18 protein-coding genes, 1 tRNA gene and 1 pseudogene are annotated in these 18,181 nt (G+C 71.0%); 14 read left to right on the top strand and 6 right to left on the bottom strand.

What is annotated here, in order from left to right:
- The first annotated feature begins 51 nt into the window (after positions 1-51).
- From Q1K33_RS09520 to Q1K33_RS09510, 3 genes are all read left to right on the top strand, one after another.
- Entirely contained in the window at positions 52-576 is a 525-nt protein-coding gene (locus Q1K33_RS09520; protein ID WP_300403232.1) for an ACT domain-containing protein, read from the top strand.
- Positions 573-1,121 (top strand): peptide deformylase, encoded by a 549-nt coding sequence (def, locus tag Q1K33_RS09515; RefSeq protein ID WP_300403230.1) that lies wholly within the window; start codon positions 573-575, stop codon positions 1,119-1,121. The genes Q1K33_RS09520 and def overlap by 4 nt, the downstream gene beginning before the upstream one ends.
- 38 nt (positions 1,122-1,159) lie before the next feature.
- A tRNA-Leu gene (locus tag Q1K33_RS09510) sits at positions 1,160-1,236 on the top strand.
- Between the two features lie 50 nt (positions 1,237-1,286).
- Here Q1K33_RS09510 and Q1K33_RS09505 read toward each other — a convergent pair.
- Both Q1K33_RS09505 and Q1K33_RS09500 read right to left on the bottom strand, forming a co-directional pair.
- On the bottom strand, positions 1,287-1,544 hold the full coding sequence (locus Q1K33_RS09505; RefSeq protein WP_300403228.1) for a hypothetical protein: 258 nt from the start codon (positions 1,542-1,544) through the stop codon (positions 1,287-1,289).
- A gap of 237 nt (positions 1,545-1,781) precedes the next feature.
- Positions 1,782-3,989 carry an acyltransferase family protein gene (locus tag Q1K33_RS09500; RefSeq protein ID WP_300403226.1) on the bottom strand — a complete coding sequence of 736 codons (2,208 nt, stop codon included), beginning with the start codon at positions 3,987-3,989 and terminating at the stop codon, positions 1,782-1,784.
- Positions 3,990-4,125: 136 nt separating this feature from the next.
- Between Q1K33_RS09500 and Q1K33_RS09495 the strand changes: the two genes are divergently transcribed.
- Positions 4,126-4,980, top strand: a complete 855-nt coding sequence (locus Q1K33_RS09495) for a Bax inhibitor-1/YccA family protein (RefSeq protein WP_300403224.1) — start codon at positions 4,126-4,128, stop codon at positions 4,978-4,980.
- An 86-nt stretch (positions 4,981-5,066) separates the two neighbouring features.
- Here Q1K33_RS09495 and Q1K33_RS09490 read toward each other — a convergent pair whose 3' ends face one another.
- Positions 5,067-6,149, bottom strand: a complete 1,083-nt coding sequence (locus Q1K33_RS09490; protein WP_300403222.1) for an SGNH/GDSL hydrolase family protein — start codon at positions 6,147-6,149, stop codon at positions 5,067-5,069.
- 86 nt (positions 6,150-6,235) lie between these two features.
- Between Q1K33_RS09490 and Q1K33_RS09485 the strand changes: the two genes are divergently transcribed.
- From Q1K33_RS09485 to Q1K33_RS09445, 9 genes are all read left to right on the top strand, one after another.
- A complete protein-coding gene (locus Q1K33_RS09485; protein WP_300403220.1) occupies positions 6,236-7,630 on the top strand; it encodes a cystathionine beta-synthase in 1,395 nt (464 codons plus the stop codon).
- A gap of 134 nt (positions 7,631-7,764) precedes the next feature.
- Positions 7,765-8,406: an ABC transporter permease gene (locus tag Q1K33_RS09480; protein WP_300403218.1), complete on the top strand. Its 642-nt coding sequence runs from the start codon at positions 7,765-7,767 to the stop codon at positions 8,404-8,406.
- Positions 8,403-9,593, top strand: a complete 1,191-nt coding sequence (locus tag Q1K33_RS09475; protein WP_300403216.1) for an ABC transporter ATP-binding protein — start codon at positions 8,403-8,405, stop codon at positions 9,591-9,593. The genes Q1K33_RS09480 and Q1K33_RS09475 overlap by 4 nt, the downstream gene beginning before the upstream one ends.
- Entirely contained in the window at positions 9,586-10,395 is an 810-nt protein-coding gene (locus tag Q1K33_RS09470) for an ABC transporter permease (RefSeq protein ID WP_300403213.1), read from the top strand. The genes Q1K33_RS09475 and Q1K33_RS09470 overlap by 8 nt, the downstream gene beginning before the upstream one ends.
- The gene (locus tag Q1K33_RS09465) at positions 10,396-11,376 is read left to right on the top strand and encodes a glycine betaine ABC transporter substrate-binding protein (RefSeq protein WP_300403210.1); all 981 of its coding nucleotides are present in this window, start codon (positions 10,396-10,398) and stop codon (positions 11,374-11,376) included. It abuts the gene before it with no gap.
- A gap of 44 nt (positions 11,377-11,420) precedes the next feature.
- Positions 11,421-11,909, top strand: coding sequence for an OB-fold domain-containing protein (locus Q1K33_RS09460; RefSeq protein ID WP_300403208.1), 489 nt, complete (start codon positions 11,421-11,423; stop codon positions 11,907-11,909).
- Positions 11,906-13,099, top strand: coding sequence for a lipid-transfer protein (locus Q1K33_RS09455; protein ID WP_300403207.1), 1,194 nt, complete (start codon positions 11,906-11,908; stop codon positions 13,097-13,099). The genes Q1K33_RS09460 and Q1K33_RS09455 overlap by 4 nt, the downstream gene beginning before the upstream one ends.
- A 7-nt stretch (positions 13,100-13,106) precedes the next feature.
- A complete protein-coding gene (locus Q1K33_RS09450; RefSeq protein ID WP_300403204.1) occupies positions 13,107-13,910 on the top strand; it encodes an enoyl-CoA hydratase in 804 nt (267 codons plus the stop codon).
- 25 nt (positions 13,911-13,935) lie between these two features.
- On the top strand, positions 13,936-14,751 hold the full coding sequence (locus Q1K33_RS09445) for a hypothetical protein (RefSeq protein ID WP_300403202.1): 816 nt from the start codon (positions 13,936-13,938) through the stop codon (positions 14,749-14,751).
- Here Q1K33_RS09445 and Q1K33_RS09440 read toward each other — a convergent pair.
- The 3 genes from Q1K33_RS09440 to Q1K33_RS09430 are packed head-to-tail and all read right to left on the bottom strand — an operon-like array spanning position 14,715 to position 17,382.
- Positions 14,715-15,113 carry a YchJ family metal-binding protein gene (locus Q1K33_RS09440; RefSeq protein WP_300403200.1) on the bottom strand — a complete coding sequence of 133 codons (399 nt, stop codon included), beginning with the start codon at positions 15,111-15,113 and terminating at the stop codon, positions 14,715-14,717. The genes Q1K33_RS09445 and Q1K33_RS09440 overlap by 37 nt on opposite strands.
- On the bottom strand, positions 15,110-15,934 hold the full coding sequence (locus Q1K33_RS09435) for an adenylate/guanylate cyclase domain-containing protein (protein WP_300403197.1): 825 nt from the start codon (positions 15,932-15,934) through the stop codon (positions 15,110-15,112). The genes Q1K33_RS09440 and Q1K33_RS09435 overlap by 4 nt, the downstream gene beginning before the upstream one ends.
- Positions 15,935-15,975: 41 nt before the next feature.
- Positions 15,976-17,382, bottom strand: coding sequence for a wax ester/triacylglycerol synthase family O-acyltransferase (locus Q1K33_RS09430; protein WP_300403195.1), 1,407 nt, complete (start codon positions 17,380-17,382; stop codon positions 15,976-15,978).
- Positions 17,383-17,530: 148 nt separating this feature from the next.
- On the opposite strand from Q1K33_RS09430, the pseudogene Q1K33_RS09425 reads away from it, so the two are divergent.
- Positions 17,531-18,181: pseudogene (locus Q1K33_RS09425) on the top strand (magnesium chelatase); the annotation flags it as partial.

The following is an 18,181-nucleotide window of genomic DNA, read 5'->3' as shown; positions in this document are numbered from 1 at the left end:
GAGTGGTGGCGCCCGTCCGCGCCGTCGGGCCCGCACTGCGACAATGCTGTGGTGACCGAACAGCTGCACGCCATCACCGTCCTCGGGCACGACCGGCCCGGCATCATCGCGGAGACCACGAGTCGGCTCGCGGTCCTGGGCCTGAACCTCGAGGACTCCACGATGACCCTGCTGCGGGGTCACTTCGCGATGATGCTCCTCGGCTCCGGAGTGGCCTCGGGCGCCGCCATCGAGGACGCCCTGGCGCCCCTGACCAGCGACGGCACCCTCTCGGTCACCGTCCGCGCGGTGACCGCCGACGACAGCAGGGCGTCCGGGGGGACGCCGTGGATCCTGTCGGTGCACGGCGGTGACCGTCCCGGCATCGTGTCCTCGATCGTCGGAGAGGTGGCTCGCATCGATGGCAACATCACCGACCTCACCACTCGGCTCTCGGGCGAGCTCTACGTCGTCATCGCCGAGATCGTCCTGCCTGCCGGCGTCGATCCCGCGACGCTCGACGCGGCGATCCAGCGGGTCGCCCGTGAGCTCGGGGTCGGGGCGAGCCTGCGGGCGGCCGAGGCCGACGACCTGTGAGCCGACTGCGTGACTGGACCGAGCTCGAGCTCGGTCAGCAGGGCCGCGTCCTGGAGGTGGTGCGAGCACCGGCCGACGTCCTGTCCGGGCCCGGCGCGGAGGTGGACCCGACGGCCCCCGACGTGGTGCGGCTGGCTGCCGACCTGGTCGCCACGATGCGGGTCAGTCCCGGCTGCGTGGGCCTGGCGGCTCCGCAGGTGGGTGTGTCCGCGCAGGTCTTCTGCGTCGACGTCTCCGCGCACCCCAAGACCCGCGAGCACCACGGCACCTTCGTGCTGTGCAATGCCCAGGTCATCGAGTCCTCGCGCAACGAGAAGGCCCGGGAAGGCTGCATGAGCGTGCCCGACCTGACCGGCGACGTGAAGCGCGCCTCACGGATCCTGGTCCGGGGTCGGCTTCCGGGGAGCGGTGATGAGGTCGAGGTGCGAGCCGAGGCGTTCGAGGCCCGGGCGCTCCAGCACGAGATCGACCACTGTGCCGGGCTGTTGTTCCTGGACCGCGTCGCCGGCGCGCACGCGGTCTACGCTCGCCAGACTTATCTGTAGGACCTCAGGGACCCCAGAGAGGCAGCAGGAACATCCTCGCCCCCGTATCCCAATCGGCAGAGGAAGCCGGCTTAAACCCGGTCCAGTGTGGGTTCGAGCCCCACCGGGGGCACCAGCTCACGTCAGGTGGGAGCCGGTCGTCGCTCGGCCGCAGCCGGCTGTCGGTCAGGCGGACTGGCGCAGCAGCTGGGTCGGGAAGGGTGCGGGCCAGACGGCGCCGTCGGCCACGGCCGGCAGGCGGGTGCGGACCAGGACGCCGTGGTCGGTGCTCTCTCGCCAGGTGAGGATCTCGCGCATCGCGTCCCGCTCGATGGGCTGGCCCAGGGCGACCGTGTCGGGGTCGATCTCGTGGTCGGCCAGCCAGCGCGTGACGGCGCTGCGGACGTGCTCGGGAAGGTCGCTGACCGCTCGGTGAAGCGTCATCGACTCGCCACTGCAATCGACTGGTGTGAGTGTCATCATCTGGTTCCCCCCGAGTACTGCTGGCGCCGTGCTCGTGCCCGGCTCCTCCAGGATGGCGGTGGAGTGCGCGTGTCAGGTCGAGTGAATTTCGGGCAAGGCCGGTTGACCGCTCAGTGATGAGCCATGAGTGAAGTGGATCACCTCGTGAGGTCTAGACCACTCGACCGGGACCGGTGCCGACCCACCGTGCAGTGGCGGTCAGTCGCGCTGCGACCAGAGGCCGAGACGACGCCCGAGGTCGTCGGCCAGGATGGCGGCGTACCGCGCGCTGAGGTGACCCCGGTCGCGGTAGGACAGGACGTCGCCGATCACGAGCGGACACTGGTCCTGCCAGCAGAGCCAGGGTGTCGGGTCGATCGCCTCGATCCCCACTCGCCGTGCGGCGGCCATGGAGTCGGCGGAGTCCTGCTCCTGGTCGATCACCGGGGTGAACAGGCAGGTGCCCAGGTCGACGCCGGCTCGAGTCAGGCACGTCGCCGCGTCGCGCTCGGACTTCGGGATGTCGCGCAGCAGCACCAGACGCTCGGTGAGCGGGAGGAGGCGCTCGAACAGGGCGGCGAAGCCGGCCTCGGTGACCTCGCGCCTGCGGGGGTCGCGCTTGTTCACCGTGTCGCCGTCGTCGGTGTAGACGATCGCGTTGGGGCCACTGGTGGACACGACGGTCAGGTCCGGCTGCAGGGCTTCGATCTGCTCCAGGGCCCACTCCCGGAAGTCGCTGCACTCCTGCCAGGGGGTCTCGTTGTCGTCCAGCTCGTTGACGAGGAGGTCCGCCGCGGTGCAGTTGGGCTTGACCAGGTAGTACGTCGTGTAGCCGCCCTGATCGGCGATCTGCTCGAAGGCGGGGATCCACATCCGCCCGTGCGAGTTGCCCAGGACCACGATGGTCCTCGCGTCCGGACCGGTGTCCTCGACGCCCCGGGGGCACAGGCGTCGTACGTCGTCGTCGACGTAGTCGCACTCGCCCACGTCCGGGACGTCGCCGCGCAGCTCTGTCAGGCTCGGGCGCAGCTCGCCCGGCAAGGGTCGGTGCTGCCGCGCCGCGAAGACCGACGCCTGCACGAGGGCGATGGTCTCGTCGGTGCTGACGATGACTCCAGGGGCGTCCGCGATCCCGGAGTTGGCGACGGTGATGGGCTCGCCGGACCCGGTGAGCCGAGAGTCGGCGTACTGGTGAGCGGCCAGAGAGATCAGCGCGACCACGAGGACCGAGGCGGGGTAGAGCGCAAGGCCGCGCCGGACGGTGCGCTGCCGCTGGTGGGGTCGCTTGCCGGATCTCGCCCCGGAACGCGCAGGGTTCTCGACGAGGTGGAAGGTCAGGCCGGCCAGGAGGAGGGCGACGGTCACGGCCGCGACCGACTCGTACGCCGTCAGCGACCTCTCGAGCGCAAGGCCGGGGATCACGAGGAGGGGCCAGTGCCACAGGTACAAGGAGTAGGACCAGTCGCCGACGACGCGCAGTGGTCGCACGGCGAGCACCCGGACCGGCCAGGGACTGCGCTCGGCGGAGTCGGGACTGCCGATGCCACTGAGCAGCACGGCGCCGGCCCCCAGCGTCGGGAGCAGCGCGGCAGCACCGGGGAACGCCGTGCCGGCGTCGTAGGCGACGCATGCGACCCCGATCGCCGTGAGGCCCGCGAGAGTGAGGACGCCGCGCGCCGCCGTCGGCAGGCGCTCACCCACGCGGTGGCCGACGACGGCCAGCACCGCGCCCACGCCCAGCTCCCAGGCACGCGCGGGGGTCGAGAAGTAGGCGGCGATCGGGTCGCTGCCCGTCTGGAGCAGGGCGTAGGCGAGGGAGGCCAGGATCAGGGCGGCGAGCACCCCCAGCAGTCCCCGGCGGGGGAACCCGCCGTCCGCGGGGCCTCGGCGACCGGCCAGCCACGCGCAGGCGAGCAGGAGCACCGGCCACACGAGGTAGAACTGCTCCTCGACCGCCAGGGACCAGTAGTGCTGCAGTGGCGAGGCCGCCTCCTCCTGGGCGAAGTAGTCGGTCCCGACGTCGGCGAAGCGGAGGTTGGCGGCGAAGAAGACGGCCCAGAGGGCGTCGGTCACGACGTTGAGCGCATCGAGCGCGCTGAGCCAGATCGCCGACGCCGCGACCGTCACCGCCAGGACCAGGGTCGCCGCCGGCAGGATGCGGCGGGCCCGGCGGGCGTAGAACGCGCGCAGGGACACTCGCCCGGAACGCTGAACCTCGACGACCAGCAGGCGCGTGATCAGGAAGCCGGAGATGACGAAGAAGACGTCGACGCCCACGAAGCCGCCGGTGAGGAACGGCACTCCCGCATGGCCCGCGACCACGATCAGCACCGCCACGGCTCGCAGGCCCTGGATGTCCGCTCGGAACGAACGGGGGCGCGTGCCGCGTGGGGGTGCGGATCCGGTCTGGTCCACCCCCGTCAGCACCGGCGAACACTAGCAACGCGTGGCGCTCGGAATTCACCTGGCGTGGCGGAACTTTCTCGACGATGCCGTACGTTGGAACCTATGACGGGCCGACTCGGTCCGCCCACCAGTTCATCCGGCCTCCAAGGAGGAGACCATGCAGAGCAACAACCCGGTGTTCCGTCGCTCGGAGGAGTTCAGCCGCGCCGGCGGCAACCAGACGTACGCCGGCTACGGCGACCCGTCCACCTGGTCCACCGGACAGGCCGGCCAGGGTTCCGAGGTCGCCTACGGCGCCCCGCAGGCCCCGGTCCGCGAGGACCGAATGACGGTCGACACCGTCGTCCAGAAGACCGCCATCTCGCTCGGCGTGGTCGTCGTGGCGGCGCTCGCCACCTGGATCCTGACCCCCGAGGTCACCGAGTTCTCCCAGGCCTCCGACCTCGGCCCGCTGATCGCTGCCACGACGATCGGCTCGCTCGGAGCCTTCGCGCTCTCGATGGTGCTGTCCTTCAAGAGGGTCATCAGCCCCGCCCTCGTGCTCGTCTTCGCAGCGGTCGAGGGCGTCGCGCTCGGCGGCATCAGCAAGCTCTTCAACGTGATGTACGGCGACGGCGTCGTGCAGGGCGCCGTGATCGGCACCTTCGCCGCGTTCGCCGGCACCCTGGCCGTCTACAAGTTCTTCAACATCAAGGTCGGCGCGAAGTTCCAGCGCATGGTCATGGCCGGTGTCTTCGGCATGATCGGCCTCAGCCTGATGGAGCTCGTCCTGGGTGCCTTCGGCGCCGAGATCGGCCTCTTCGGGGTCAGTGGCCTCGGCATGCTGACCGCCTTCGCCGGGCTCGCGCTCGGTGTCTTCATGCTGATCATGGACTTCGACTTCGTCGAGCAGGGCGTGGCCAACGGCCTCCCCGAGCGCGAGTCGTGGCGTGCGGCCTTCGCGATGACCGTCAGCCTGGTCTGGATCTACACCAACCTGCTGCGCATCCTGGCCTACTTCAGCCAGGACTGATCCCGGACGATCACTCCCGGATCACCACCTGATCCACGCAGACCGCGGGCCCCGAGCGTTGCTCGGGGCCCGCGGTGCGTCCGGGCTCAGTCTCCGGTCGTGTCGCTGACGGCGTCGTGGTCGACGGGTGTCTCGCTCGGCTCGCCGGACGTGCCCGACTCGTCGTGCTCGCTCGACTCGGGCGCCGAACCCTCGGTCTGAGGGCGACGGCGGCGGTGGCGCAGCTCGACCCAACGGCCGCGGACGCCGAGGCGGTTCCCGCCGACCTCGGTGCCGTCGAGCTCGGTGCCGGCCTCGTTGACCGCCTGGATCGCTGCTCGGGTGACCGGCAGGACGCCCTCGCCGCGGTAGGGCTCCGGGTCGGTCTCGTCGTCGGGACCCAGGCCGAGGGCGGCCAGCACCGAGGGAAGCAGGAGACGGACGAGGGCGCGGTAGCCCTCGGGCGAGGGGTGGAACTGGTCGGGGCCGAAGAGCAGGGCAGGCGCCGCGGCGAACTCGGGCCCGAGGATGGAGCCGAGGGAGATGGTGCGTCCGCCCTCCTCGATGACCGCGATGGTCTGGGCCGCGGCGAGGCGTCGGGACCAGGACCGGGCGATCTGGCGCAGGGGCTGGGCGATGGGGGTGACGGTGCCGAGGTCGGGGCAGGTGCCGACCACGACGGAGACGCCGGCCTCGCGCAGGCGCCGGACGCCCTCGGAGAGGTGTCGCACCGACGCCGAGGGGAGAGTCACGTGGGTGACGTCGTTGGCGCCGATGAGGATCATCGCGACGTCGGGCTCGATCGGGAGGGCCCGGTCGATCTGGGAGGCCAGGTCGGCGGTGACGGCGCCCACCACGCAGAACTGTCGGATGTAGATGCGGCGATTGCCCTGGGCGGAGACGCCACTGGCGAGCAGCGAGCCGGGCGTCTGCTCGACGCGGTCCACGCCGTACCCGCACGCGCTGGAGTCGCCCAGGAGCGCGATCTTGAGCGCGGGACCGGGGCGACCGCGTCCGTACCAGCCGGTCGAGTCGGGCACCGGGTCGGAGGAGACCTCGCCGATCGTGCGTCGTGCGAGCTTGGCCTCGGCGGTCAGGACGCCGTAGATGCCGGCCCCGAGGATCGAGAGGCCCCCGCCTCCGAAGGCGGCGGCGGCTGCGAGCTTGCGTGCTGCAGCGGCCTTTCCCATGCCTGGATTCTACGAAGTCGTCACGCGGGCGTTGTCGCGGGTCCGGCGTTGGGCGCATCGGGGTGGATCCGGGCTACGTTGGCTGCGTGCAGTACGTGAACTCGCTCCTCGACCTGATCGGCAACACCCCGCTGCTGCGGCTCTCCAGAACACTGGACGTGCCCGACACGGAGGAGGCCGGCCCGCTGGTGCTCGCGAAGATCGAGTACCTCAACCCGGGCGGCTCGGTGAAGGACCGGATCGCGACCCGGATGATCGAGGCGGCGGAGGAGTCCGGTGAGCTGCAGCCTGGCGGCACGATCGTCGAGCCGACCTCCGGCAACACCGGTGTCGGCCTGGCGATGGTCGCCCAGGCCAAGGGCTACCACTGCATCTTCGTGTGCCCCGACAAGGTGAGCGAGGACAAGCGCAACGTGTTGCGCGCCTACGGCGCCGAGGTCGTGGTGTGCCCCACCGCCGTCGCACCGGAGCATCCCGACTCCTACTACAACGTCTCGGACCGCCTCGCCTCCCAGCCGGGGGCGTGGAAGCCCGACCAGTACTCCAACCCGCACAACCCGCGCTCGCACTACGAGACCACCGGCCCGGAGATCTGGGAGCAGACCGAGGGGCGCATCACGCACTTCGTCGCGGGGGTCGGCACCGGTGGCACCATCAGCGGCACCGGGCGCTACCTCAAGGAGATGAATCCCGAGATCCAGGTCGTCGGCGCGGACCCGGCCGGCTCGGTCTACTCCGGCGGCACCGGTCGTCCGTACCTCGTCGAGGGCGTCGGTGAGGACTTCTGGCCCGACACCTACGACCGCTCGATCGCGGACCGGATCATCGAGGTCTCCGACGCCGACTCCTTCGCCTTCACCCGGCGACTGGCCCGCGAGGAAGCACTGCTCGTCGGGGGCTCGTGCGGCATGGCGGCGTACGCCGCTCGCCAGCTGGCCCACGAGCTGGCCGGCACTCCGGAGGGTCGCGACGCGGTGATCGTGGTGCTGCTTCCCGACTCCGGCCGGGGCTACCTGACCAAGATCTTCAACGACGACTGGTTGGGTCAGTACGGCTTCGCCAGCGGCACCGCCGGCTCCACCCGCACGGTGGGCGACGTGCTGCGCGGCAAGTCCGGGCAGCTGCCCGACCTCGTGCACACCCACCCGAGCGAGACGGTCGCCGAGGCGATCGCGATCCTGCAGGAGTACGGAGTCTCGCAGATGCCCGTGGTCCGCGCAGAGCCCCCGATCGTGGCGGCCGAGGTGGCCGGCTCCGTCTCGGACCGGGGCCTGCTCGAGGCACTCTTCGCCGGGAGCGCCAAGCTCACCGACCCCGTCGACGAGCACATGTCGGCGCCCCTGCCGACGATCGGCTCCACCGAGGACGCCTCCGACGCGGTCTCGCTGCTGGAGGGTGTCGACGCGGTGCTGGTGCAGGAGGACGGCAAGCCCGTCGGGGTGCTGACTCGGCAGGACCTGCTGGCCTTCCTGTCGATCTGACCCGGTCACGACCTCCTCGCGGGTACCTCCCCAGGGGTGGGGGCGGCTCCCGGCATGCGTGATGGGGTCGTAGGTCGGCGCTGCGCGAGCGTGCCGGCAACCTGACCTGAGACCTGAGGAGGTCGGCTCGATCCGTGTGGGACTTCATCGTCGAGAGACGTGAGCAGATCGCCTACAACACCTTCCAGCACTTCAACCTGGTGGTGCAGGCCGTCCTCGTCGCCACCCTGATCGCGGTCGTGCTCGCCGTACTGGTCGTCGGTGCTCCGCGGTTGCAGGGCGTGGCCAACGCGATCAGTGCCATCGGACTGACGATCCCGTCGTTCGCCCTGGTCGGCCTGCTCCTGCCCGTCTTCTCCATCGGCGCCTTCACCGCCTTCCTCGCGGTCGCCTTCTACGCGGTGCTGCCGGTGCTGCGCAACGCCGTGGTCGGGCTGCAGCAGGTCGACCCGACGTTGGTGGAGTCGGCCCGCGGGATGGGGATGAGCCGGCTCGCGGTGCTGTGGCGCATCCGACTGCCGCTGGCCTGGCCGGTGATCCTGGCCGGAGTCCGGATCTCGATGCAGATGTCGATGGGGGTCGCCGCCATCGCCGCCTACGTGCGGGGCCCCGGCCTCGGCGACTACATCTTCCGCGGCCTCGCCTCGATCGGCGGGGCCAATGCCGTCAACTACGCCCTGGTCGGCACTCTGGGGGTGGTCGTCGTCGCGCTGATCGCCGACGCGCTCCTCCTTCTGCTCGGCCGCGTCACCGTCCCGAGAGGAATTCGCGCATGAGCACCGAGCACGCCATGGAGCCCACCAGCGAGGAGCCCCCTGCCGAGGAGGCGCAGAGCCAGGTGAGCGGCGCCGAGATCGTGCTGGAGGACGTCGTCAAGCAGTACCCCGGCCAGGCCTCGCCCGCCGTCGAGTCGTTGTCGTTGACGATCCCCGCGGGAGAGATCGTGATGTTCGTCGGCCCCTCGGGCTGCGGCAAGACGACCTCGCTGAAGATGATCAACCGGCTCATCGAGCCGACGTCCGGCACGATTCGTATCGACGGGGAGGACGCGCGCGGCCAGAGCGAGAACGCCCTGCGCCGCAAGATCGGCTACGTCATCCAGGGCGGAAGCCTGTTCCCGCACCTCACGGTGGCCAAGAACATCGCGATCGTGCCCAAGCTCCTGGGGTGGGACACGCGACGTGTGCAGGAGCGCATCGACGAGCTGCTCGACCTCGTCGGCCTCGAGCCGGCGAAGTACCGCGACCGCTACCCGCGCGAGCTCTCCGGCGGTCAGCAGCAGCGCGTCGGCGTCGCTCGCGGGTTGGCCGCCGATCCGCCGGTCCTGCTGATGGACGAGCCGTTCGGTGCCGTCGACCCGATCACCCGGCAGCGGCTGCAGGACGAGCTCCTCTCGATCCAGCGCGAGCTGCGCAAGACCATCGTGTGCGTCACCCATGACATCGACGAGGCCATCAAGCTCGGCGATCGCATCCTGATCCTCAAGGAGGGTGCGCGGATCGCCCAGTACGACTCCCCCGAAGCGGTCCTGGGCGCGCCGGCGGACGAGTTCGTCGAGGACTTCGTCGGCTCGGGCTCCTCGCTCAAGCAGCTCAGCCTGGTCCGGGTCTCCGAGGTCGAGCTGCACAGGCCCGTCACGGCCACGGTCGGCGAGAAGGTGGGAGACGTACGTCGTCGCGCGGAGGCGGCCGGTGAGCGATCGGTCGTCGTGCTGGACAGTCGCGGTCGTCCGGTCAGCTGGCCGTGGCTGCGCCAGCTCAAGGGCGACAGCGTCGTCGAGCCCGCCGACGAGCTGATCACCATCGATCAGCGCGCCACCCTCAACGACGCTCTCGACACGATGCTGAGCTCGAGCCACGGCGGGGCCGTGGTGACCGGCGACCGCGACCAGTACCTCGGCGTCGTCGTCTTCGACGCGGTCACCGATCACATCCGCTCGCTCGAGGAGCAGGCTGATGAGTGACACCGTCGCCAACGTCGACCCGGCCCCGGACGCCGCGGACGCGCCTGGTGCCCCGAAGAAGTCCGGACGGCGCCTCGACGGCGAGACCGTGCTCATGCTGGTGGTGCCGCCAGTGCTGGTGCTGCTCACCTTCGCCGGGTACGTCGTGTGGCGCCAGACAGCTGATCTCACCGGTGCCGAGCTCGAACAGCTGGCCTGGCCGCTGGTCGTCGACCTGATCCAGCGCCACGTCAGCCTGACGCTCGTGTCGTCGGCGCTGGTGGTGCTGATCGCCGTACCGCTCGGCATCGGGCTGACCCGAGGTCCCCTGCGACGGATCTCCCCGCTCGTCGTCGGCGTCGCCAACGCCGGGCAGGGCGCGCCATCGATCGGCCTGATCGTGCTGCTGGCCATCTGGCTGGGCTACGGCTTCTGGACCGCGGTCATCTCGCTGACCCTCTACGGGATTCTGCCCGTGCTGCGCAACACCGTCACCGGCCTCCAAGGCGTCGATCCCACCCTGGTCGAGGCCGGGCGCGGGCTCGGCATGTCGTCGGCGGCCGTGCTGCTGCGCGTGGAGCTGCCGCTCGCCCTGCCGGTGATCATGGCCGGCGTCCGGACCGCGCTCGTCCTGGTCGTCGGCACGGCGACGCTGGCCACGTTCATCAACGGCGGGGGCCTCGGGGCGATCATCCAGACCGGGATCTCGCTCTTCCTGCCCTCGCTCATCGTCGCCGGGGCGGTGCTCGTGGCTCTCCTCGCGCTGCTCATCGAGTGGCTCGGACGGGTGCTCGAGCTCGTCGCCCGGCCGAAGGGAGTCTGAATGCAACGCCCCCGCGGGGTCCTGGCATCGGCCGGGATCGCCCTCATGCTCGCGCCCGCCCTGACCGCGTGCGGCCTCGGAACCGCCGGGGGACCGGTGCCCGAGGCGACCTTGGCCGGCGACCTGGCCGACGCCCCCAGCCTCGAGGGAGCGCCGATCGCGATCGGGTCGAAGAACTTCTCGGAGAACGTCCTGCTCGGCAAGATGGCACTGATCGTGCTCAAGGCGGCCGGCGCCGACGTCCAGGACCTGACCAACATCCCGGGCAGTGCCGCGGCCCGGCAGGCGCACCTGCAAGGCGACATCGACGCCATGTGGGAGTACACCGGCACGGGCTGGCTCGTCTACCTGGGCAACGAGAAGCCCGTCCAGGGCAAGGAGGAGCAGTACGAGGCCGTGCGCGAGGCCGACCTCGAGGCCAACGACCTCGTCTGGCTGCCGCCGGCCCCGATGAACAACACCTACGCCTTCGCGATCACCCAGGAGAGCAAGAAGAAGTACGGGATCTCGAAGATGTCGGAGATCAAGAAGGTGCCGCGCGCCGAGCGCACCTTCTGCCTCGAGTCGGAGTTCGCCAACCGGGCCGACGGCTTCCCGGGAGCCTTGAGGACCTACGACCTCGCGGACGGCGGAGTGCCTCGCGCCAACGTGCAGATCTACCAGACCGGCGCGATCTACGACGCCACGGCCTCGGGGGAGTGTGTCTTCGGTGAGGTCTTCACCACCGACGGCCGGATCGTCGCGCTCGACCTCGAGGTCCTCGAGGACGACCGCGCGTACTTCCCCAACTACAACGTCTCCCTCGTGGTGCGCGAGGAGACGGAGTCGGAGTACCCGGAGATCCAGGACGTGATGGGACCGGTCACCGAGAAGCTCACCGACGAGGTCATGCTGGAGCTCAACGCCGAGATCGACGTCGACGGGCGTGAGCCCGAGGACGTCGCCCTCGACTGGCTGCGGAGCGAGGGCTTGGTCGAGTGACCGCCAGCGAGAACACGTTCTAGTTTCGCGCTAGGGTGTCGCACGTGACCCACACCTCCCTACCCGCCGTCGACGGCTGGTTCACCACCTCCGGCCCGGCACCGGCACTGATCGGCTCGCGCTGCAGCGTGTGCACCTCGACGTACTTCCCGCCGATCCCGGGCAACGCCGGCTTCTGCCGCAACCCCGCGTGTGACGGGGAGACCTTCGACGAGGTCGAGCTGTCCCGGCGCGGGAGGATCTGGAGCTACACCGACGCGCAGTACCAGCCACCGGCGCCCTACGTGGCGCCGCAGCCGGAGGGTGAGGCCTACGTGCCCTTCGCCCTCGCCGCGGTCGAGCTCGCCGAGGGGCTCGTCGTCCTCGGCCAGGTCGCCGACGGGTACGGCGTCGACGACCTGAAGGTCGGTGCGGAGGTCGAGCTGGTCGTCGAGAGGCTCTACGGCGACACGACGGAGGACGGGTCGAGCCAGGACCGCACCATCTGGCGCTGGAAGCCCGTCACCGAGCTGGGCGAGGAGGCCGACCAGTGAGCAGCCAGCAGGTAGCCGTCGCCGGGGTGGGGATGCACCCCTGGGGCAAGTGGGGCAGGAACTTCGTCACGTACGGCGTGCACGCCGCGCGCGCCGCGCTGGCCGACGCCGGCATCCCGTGGGGCGACGTCGACTACGTCGTCGGCGGTGAGACGGTGCGCAACGGGTACGGCGGCTACGTCGCCGGCGCGACGTTCGCCCAGGCCCTGGGCTGGAACGGCGCGCGCGTCGCGACGTCGTACGCTGCCTGCGCCACGGGGGCGCAGGCCATCGACACCGCGCGCTCACGGATCCTCGCCGGACTCTGCGAGGTCGCGCTCGTCGTGGGCGCCGACACGACCCCCAAGGGCTTCCTCGCGCCCAACGCGGGGGAGCGGTGGGACGACCCCGACTGGCTGCGCTTCCGCCTGCTCGGGATGACCAACCCCGCCTACTTCGCGCTCTACGCGCGTCGCCGGATGGACCTGTACGGCGCCACCAGCGAGGACTTCGCCCAGGTGAAGGTCAAGAACGCCAAGCACGGCCTGAGCAATCCCAACGCCCGCTACCGCAAGGAGGTCGCGGCTGCCGACGTGCTCGCCAGCGCGGTCGTGTGCGACCCGCTGCACCTGCTCGACATCTGCGCCACCTCAGACGGGGCCGCGGCAGTCGTGCTGTGCAGCGCGGAGTACGCCGCGCGTCTCGGCCTCGACGATGCGGTGCGGGTCGCAGCAGTCTCGACCGTCACGCCGACCTTCCCCAACACCGTGATGGACATGCCGATGCTCTCCACCGACCCGAGCGCTGCCACGGGGGAGCCCGAGCACACCTTCAAGGAGTCCATCGGGCTCGCCGCCTACGAGGAGGCGGGGATCTCTCCCGAGGACGTCGACGTCGCCGAGGTCTACGACCTCTCGACCGCCCTCGAGCTCGACTGGATCGAGGACCTCGGGCTCTGCAAGCGTGGCGAGGCCGAGACGCTGCTGCGTGCCGGGGACACCACCGTCGGCGGGCGGATCCCGGTCAACCCGAGCGGTGGGCTGGCCTGCTTCGGGGAGGCCGTGCCTGCCCAGGCGCTGGCCCAGGTCTGCGAGCTCACGTGGCAGCTGCGTGGCCAGGCAGGGGAGCGCCAGGTCGAGGGTGCCCGGGTCGGCATCACCGCCAACCAGGGCCTGTTCGGTCACGGGTCCTCGGTGCTGCTCTCGCGATGACGAGCCGATGACCTACGTCCTGGTCGACCAGCCGGACCCGGGCGTCGTGGTGATCACGCTCAACCGTCCCGAGCGGATGAACGCGATGGCCTTCGACGCGATGGTCCCCTTCCGTGCCGCGCTGCGGGAGGCGGGCGACGACCCGTCGATCCGGGCGGTGGTGGTCACCGGTGCCGGCCGCGGCTTCTGCTCCGGCGCCGACCAGGAGTCCGCGGGCGTGCCGCCCGGCGTCGAGGGGCTGCCGCCCGCGTCGTACGCGTTGCGGGCGATGGGGCTGCTCGAGGACGTCGTGCTGACCATCCGTCGGATGCCGCAGCCGGTGATCGCGGCGGTCAACGGCCCCGCCATCGGCGGTGGTCTCTGCCTCGCGCTCGCGTGCGACCTGCGCTACGCCGCGCCCACGGCGTACTTCCGCGCCGCGGGCATCAACAACGGTCTCACGGCCAGCGAGCTGGGACTCAGCTTCCTGCTGCCACGCGCGATCGGCTCGACGCGCGCCGCCGAGATGATGCTCACCGGCTCCGACGTGGGTGCCGAGGAGGCGGCCCGGGTCGGCTTGGTGTCCTCGGTCGAGGACGACGTGCTGGCGACCGCGATCGCGGCGGGGCGACGGGTGGCGGCGCTCTCGCAGCCGGGCATCGAGCTCACCAAGAAGTCGATCCAGGCCGGGCTGGCTGCGAGCTCGCTCGAGGCGCACGTGACCTCCGAGGGCCTCGGCCAGCTCTACGTCCGCCTGCTCACCGACAACTTCGAGGAGGCGACCCTGGCGCGCAGGGAGGGACGCGAGCCGACCTTCCGCGACCGTCGCTGACCGGTGGTCCGGTAGCCTCGACCCGGTGATCGGGCCCACACCCGAGGTCCTCGACCTGTTCGCCGTCCCGGGAGCGCCCGTGCCGCTGCCCGGAGGCAGCGGCGGGAGCCATCGCGCCGGCGACCTGGTGCTGACCCCCGGTCGCGACGAGCTGGTGCAGGCGTGGCTGAGCCCCGTCCTGGCACACCTGGCAGTCCGCCTGGACGAGAACCCCGCCCGCCGCCCGCGTGACCTGCGCGTCGCGATGCCCGTGCCGGCGCGCGACGGCTCGTGGGTGGTCGGCGGGTGGGCGGCCTCGCGCTACGAGCCCGAGACGGTCACCTGTCGAGACCTGGAGGTGACCCTGGCTGCCGGCCGAGTGCTGCACGCCCAGCTCGCGGCAGCTGTGCGGTCGCGTCCTCCCGGCCTCGACGCGCGTGACGACCAGTGGTCGCGCGCGGAGGCGCTGGCGTTCGGCCCCGGACACGCGATGCTGGCGGCGGCTGCCGGGACGCCCGCGGCCGGTGCCGTACGGCGGGTCGAGCCGCACCTGACCGACGTGCTGCTCGGACCGGACCAGCTGGTGCACGCCGACCTGGCCGGCAACGTGCTGCTCGATGGCCTCGGGGCTCCCGTGGTGATCGACGTCTCGCCGTCGTGGCGCCCGGTCGCCTGGGCCGAGGCGATCGCTGTCGTCGACTCGGTGGTCTGGTTCGGGACGCCGCTGTCGGCCCTGGGTGGGTGGAGCACCGGCCCGCAGCGGCAGGCGCTGCTGCGGGCGACCGTCTTCCGCGCCTTCGCCGACCAGCCGTTCGACGCTGCGGCCTACGCGCCGCTGCTCGGCGTGATCGCCTCGACGTAGACCCACCGGCCCGCGCGCTGCTCGAAGCGACTCGTCTCGTGGAGCACCCGGTCGACACCGCCGTAGGAGTAGCGGGCGGCGAACTCCACGACGTCGTCCTCGGCCCTCAGGATCCGCAGACCCGTCCACTCCAGGCCGGGATCGGTCGTGATGTCGGCGGGGCGGGTGCGGGGGTGCCAGGTGCGGAAGACGTAGTCGTCGCCGACCTGACCGCCCACGGCGTACGCCGCGTAGCGCGAGCGCATCAGCTCCTCCGGCGTCGAGGCCCGCTCTGCGCCGCGGTGCAGCCGCCCGCAGCAGGCGTCGTAGGTCGCGCCCGTGCCGCACGGGCACGCGGCCTGCAGGTTGCTCGTCGAGGTCACTGGGTCAGCACCCGCCACACGAGGTGCTCGCCGGGCAGGCCCTTGAGCTCGACCTCGCCCATCTCGACCAGGGTCACGGTGGCGTCGTCGTCGAGCGACTCGTGGACGGCGTTGGTCACGAGCACCTCTCCTCCGGTGGCCAGGGCGCCCACGCGGGCGGCCATCGCGACGTTGCGTCCGAAGTAGTCCCCGTCGCGACTGATCACGGTGCCGGTGTGGATGCCGATGCGGACCTTGACCGGCGCGACCACCCGCAGCATCGGGTCCAGGGTGCGCCGCAGGTCCCTCTGGATGCCCACGGCGGCGCGGCATGCCGCCTCGGCGTCTCGGAAGGCGACCATGAAGCCGTCCCCGGAGGTCTTGACGACCTGGCCGCGGTACTTGTCGACGCGGGCTCGCACCAGCGAGTCGTGCGCGGCGAGCACCCGCACCCACGTGTCGTCGCCGAGACGTTCGTTGAGCGGGGTGGAGTCCTCGATGTCGGAGAACAGCAGCGTCACCCGGCCGTCGGAGTCGGCCATCGACCGGATCTCCTGCTCCTCCGAGGCCGCCCAGGCCTGCAGGTCCTCGATCGAGGACTGCAGCAGTCCCGACAGTCCACGCTCGCGAACCTTGCTCACGCCGCGCACCACCCGGGCCACCGCGCGCTCGGTGGCCGTGGCCGCCGGCCGGGGACGCAACGCGGTCGTGAGGTCGGCCTCGAGCTGCTCGATCCGGGCCTGGGCCCGCGTCAGGTCGCCCTGCTGCCGCCGTACGGCGAGCACGGCGGTGAGCAGCGCGCCGGCCAGCAGCGCTGCCAGCACCCAGAGCGCGATCACCACGGGACGAGCCTAGTGGAGCGTCGGCGCACGGCTCGAGGACGTCAGACTCCCAGGGTGCTCTGCAGGGCGTCGAGCTCCTCGCCGGAGTAGACCGCGATGCGCTGCAGGCTGGGCAGGGAGTCGCGGTCACCGGTGTAGCCGATGTTGAACTCGCCGGCGTAGCTGACCCCCGTGATGTTGAGCGCCTGGCCGTTGAACAGGAGGCTGACCGGGAAGATCTCCTCCATCTGCGAGCCGTCGAGGTAGCGGATCTCCGCGGGGCCCGGGACGTTGGAGATCACGAGGTTGGAGGCGGGTCGGCCGTGGCCGCCGAAGCCGAGCATCGCCTGGCTGAGGAACGGCAGCATCAGCACGGCGGTGTAGGCGTCCATCGCGCCCTGGCCGACCTGGGGCAGACGGTCCTTGCCCAACCTGGTCGAGGCCTTGATCCGTTCGATCCGCTTGACGGGGTCGGCGATGTCGGTGCCGAGCTGGGCGTAGAGGAACGTGACCGCGTTGCCGACCTTGGCGCCTTCGTGCGCGCGCACCGAGACCGGCACGTTGGCGGTCAGGGAGTCCTTGGGGAGCTGCTCGAGCTCGCGCAGGTAGCGGCGAAGAGCTCCGCCGCAGACGGCGAGGAAGACGTCGTTCAGGCTGCCGTCGGCCGCCTTGGCGACCTGCTTCATCCGGTCGATCGAGTAGCGCTGGGTGGCGAAGCGGCGGGGTGTGTGGATCCGGCCGTTGAAGATCGACTTCGGTGCTCGGAACGGTGCGGCCCGCTCCGTGTCGCCGCCCCCGATGAGCGTCTCGGCGTACGTGCGGCTCAGGGACCCCGCGACGCTGGCACCTGCCCGCACCCCGCCGGCGAGCGTCCCGGCGAGGCCGACGGCGGGGAGGGACTCGAGCGCCGTGCTCGGCTTCTCCCGCGGGGGCAGCCCGGACTGGTCGGGGCCGTGGGTGCCCACGGCCCACGGCGGCAGCATGCCGCGCTTGTCGGGGTCGATCGAGAGCATCCGCCTCAGGAGACGGATGCCGCCCACGCCGTCGACCTGGGAGTGGTGGGCCTTCATGTACAGCGCCCACTTGCCGCCCTCGAGACCCTCGATGACGTGGCACTCCCACAGGGGGTAGCGCCGGTCCATCTTGGTCGAGTGGAGCCGGGAGATGAGCACGCCGAGCTCGCGCTGGGAGCCCGGCGAGGGCAGGGCGGAGTGGCGCAGGTGGTAGTCCAGGTCGATGTGGTCGTCCTTGACCTCGACCCAGCTGGGGATCGGGGACTTCTTGAACTGGTAGTTGAACGGCGCCTCGAACTGGTGCACGGCGCGCCACCGCTCGACCAGGTCGGCCACGAACGTGGGGCGGTCCTCGGGGACTGCGAACGTCGCGAGCATTCCGACCTGCATCGGGGTGCGGTAGGTCTCGGCGAACAGCCACGACGAGTCGTTGACCTTCAGCAGCTTGCGAGCCACGTGCGTCCCCCATGTCCAGCGGTGTGTGTCGTCGCGGTGCCCAGCGGACGCGCGGTTACTCCACAGTAGTGGCCCACGTCACGTCCCGCGTCGAGATGTCGCCATCCGACCGTCCGCACCCGGTTGCCGAGGCGGGTAGCGTGAATTCGTGACCTCTCCCGCACCCACCCCGCCGGCATCCGCTCCTGCACCCACCATTGCGACCGTCGGCCAGCTCCGCGAGTCGGGGCACGTCGAGAAGCCCCTGCGGATCGAGATCCGGGACAACCTCCTGGCCGCGCTCGCCGAAGGCCGCGACCCCTGGCCCGGCCTGCACGGCTTCGAGACCACCGTCATCCCGCAGCTCGAGCGGGCTCTGATCGCCGGGCACGACGTCGTCCTGCTGGGCGAGCGCGGTCAGGGCAAGACCCGGCTGCTGCGCACCATGGTCGGTCTGCTCGACGAGTGGACACCGGTCATCGCCGGCTCCGACCTCGGTGAGCACCCCTTCGACCCCATCACCGTCGAGTCGCGACGCCGCGCGGCCGAGGAGGGCGACCGGTTGCCCGTCGAGTGGCGCCACCGCAGCGACCGGTACGCCGAGAAGCTCGCCACCCCCGACACGTCGGTGGCCGACCTGATCGGCGACGTCGACCCGATGAAGGTCGCCGAGGGTCGCTCGCTCGGAGACCCGGAGACGATCCACTTCGGCCTGATCCCCAGGAGCCACCGGGGGATCGTGGCCATCAACGAGCTGCCCGACCTCGCCGAGCGGATCCAGGTCGCGATGCTCAACGTGATGGAGGAGCGCGACATCCAG

The organism is Nocardioides sp. (assembly GCF_029937575.1).
GTDB lineage: Bacteria > Actinomycetota > Actinomycetes > Propionibacteriales > Nocardioidaceae > Nocardioides.
Note: the sequence above shows the minus strand (reverse complement) of the source record. Positions and strands in the feature narration are given on the sequence as shown.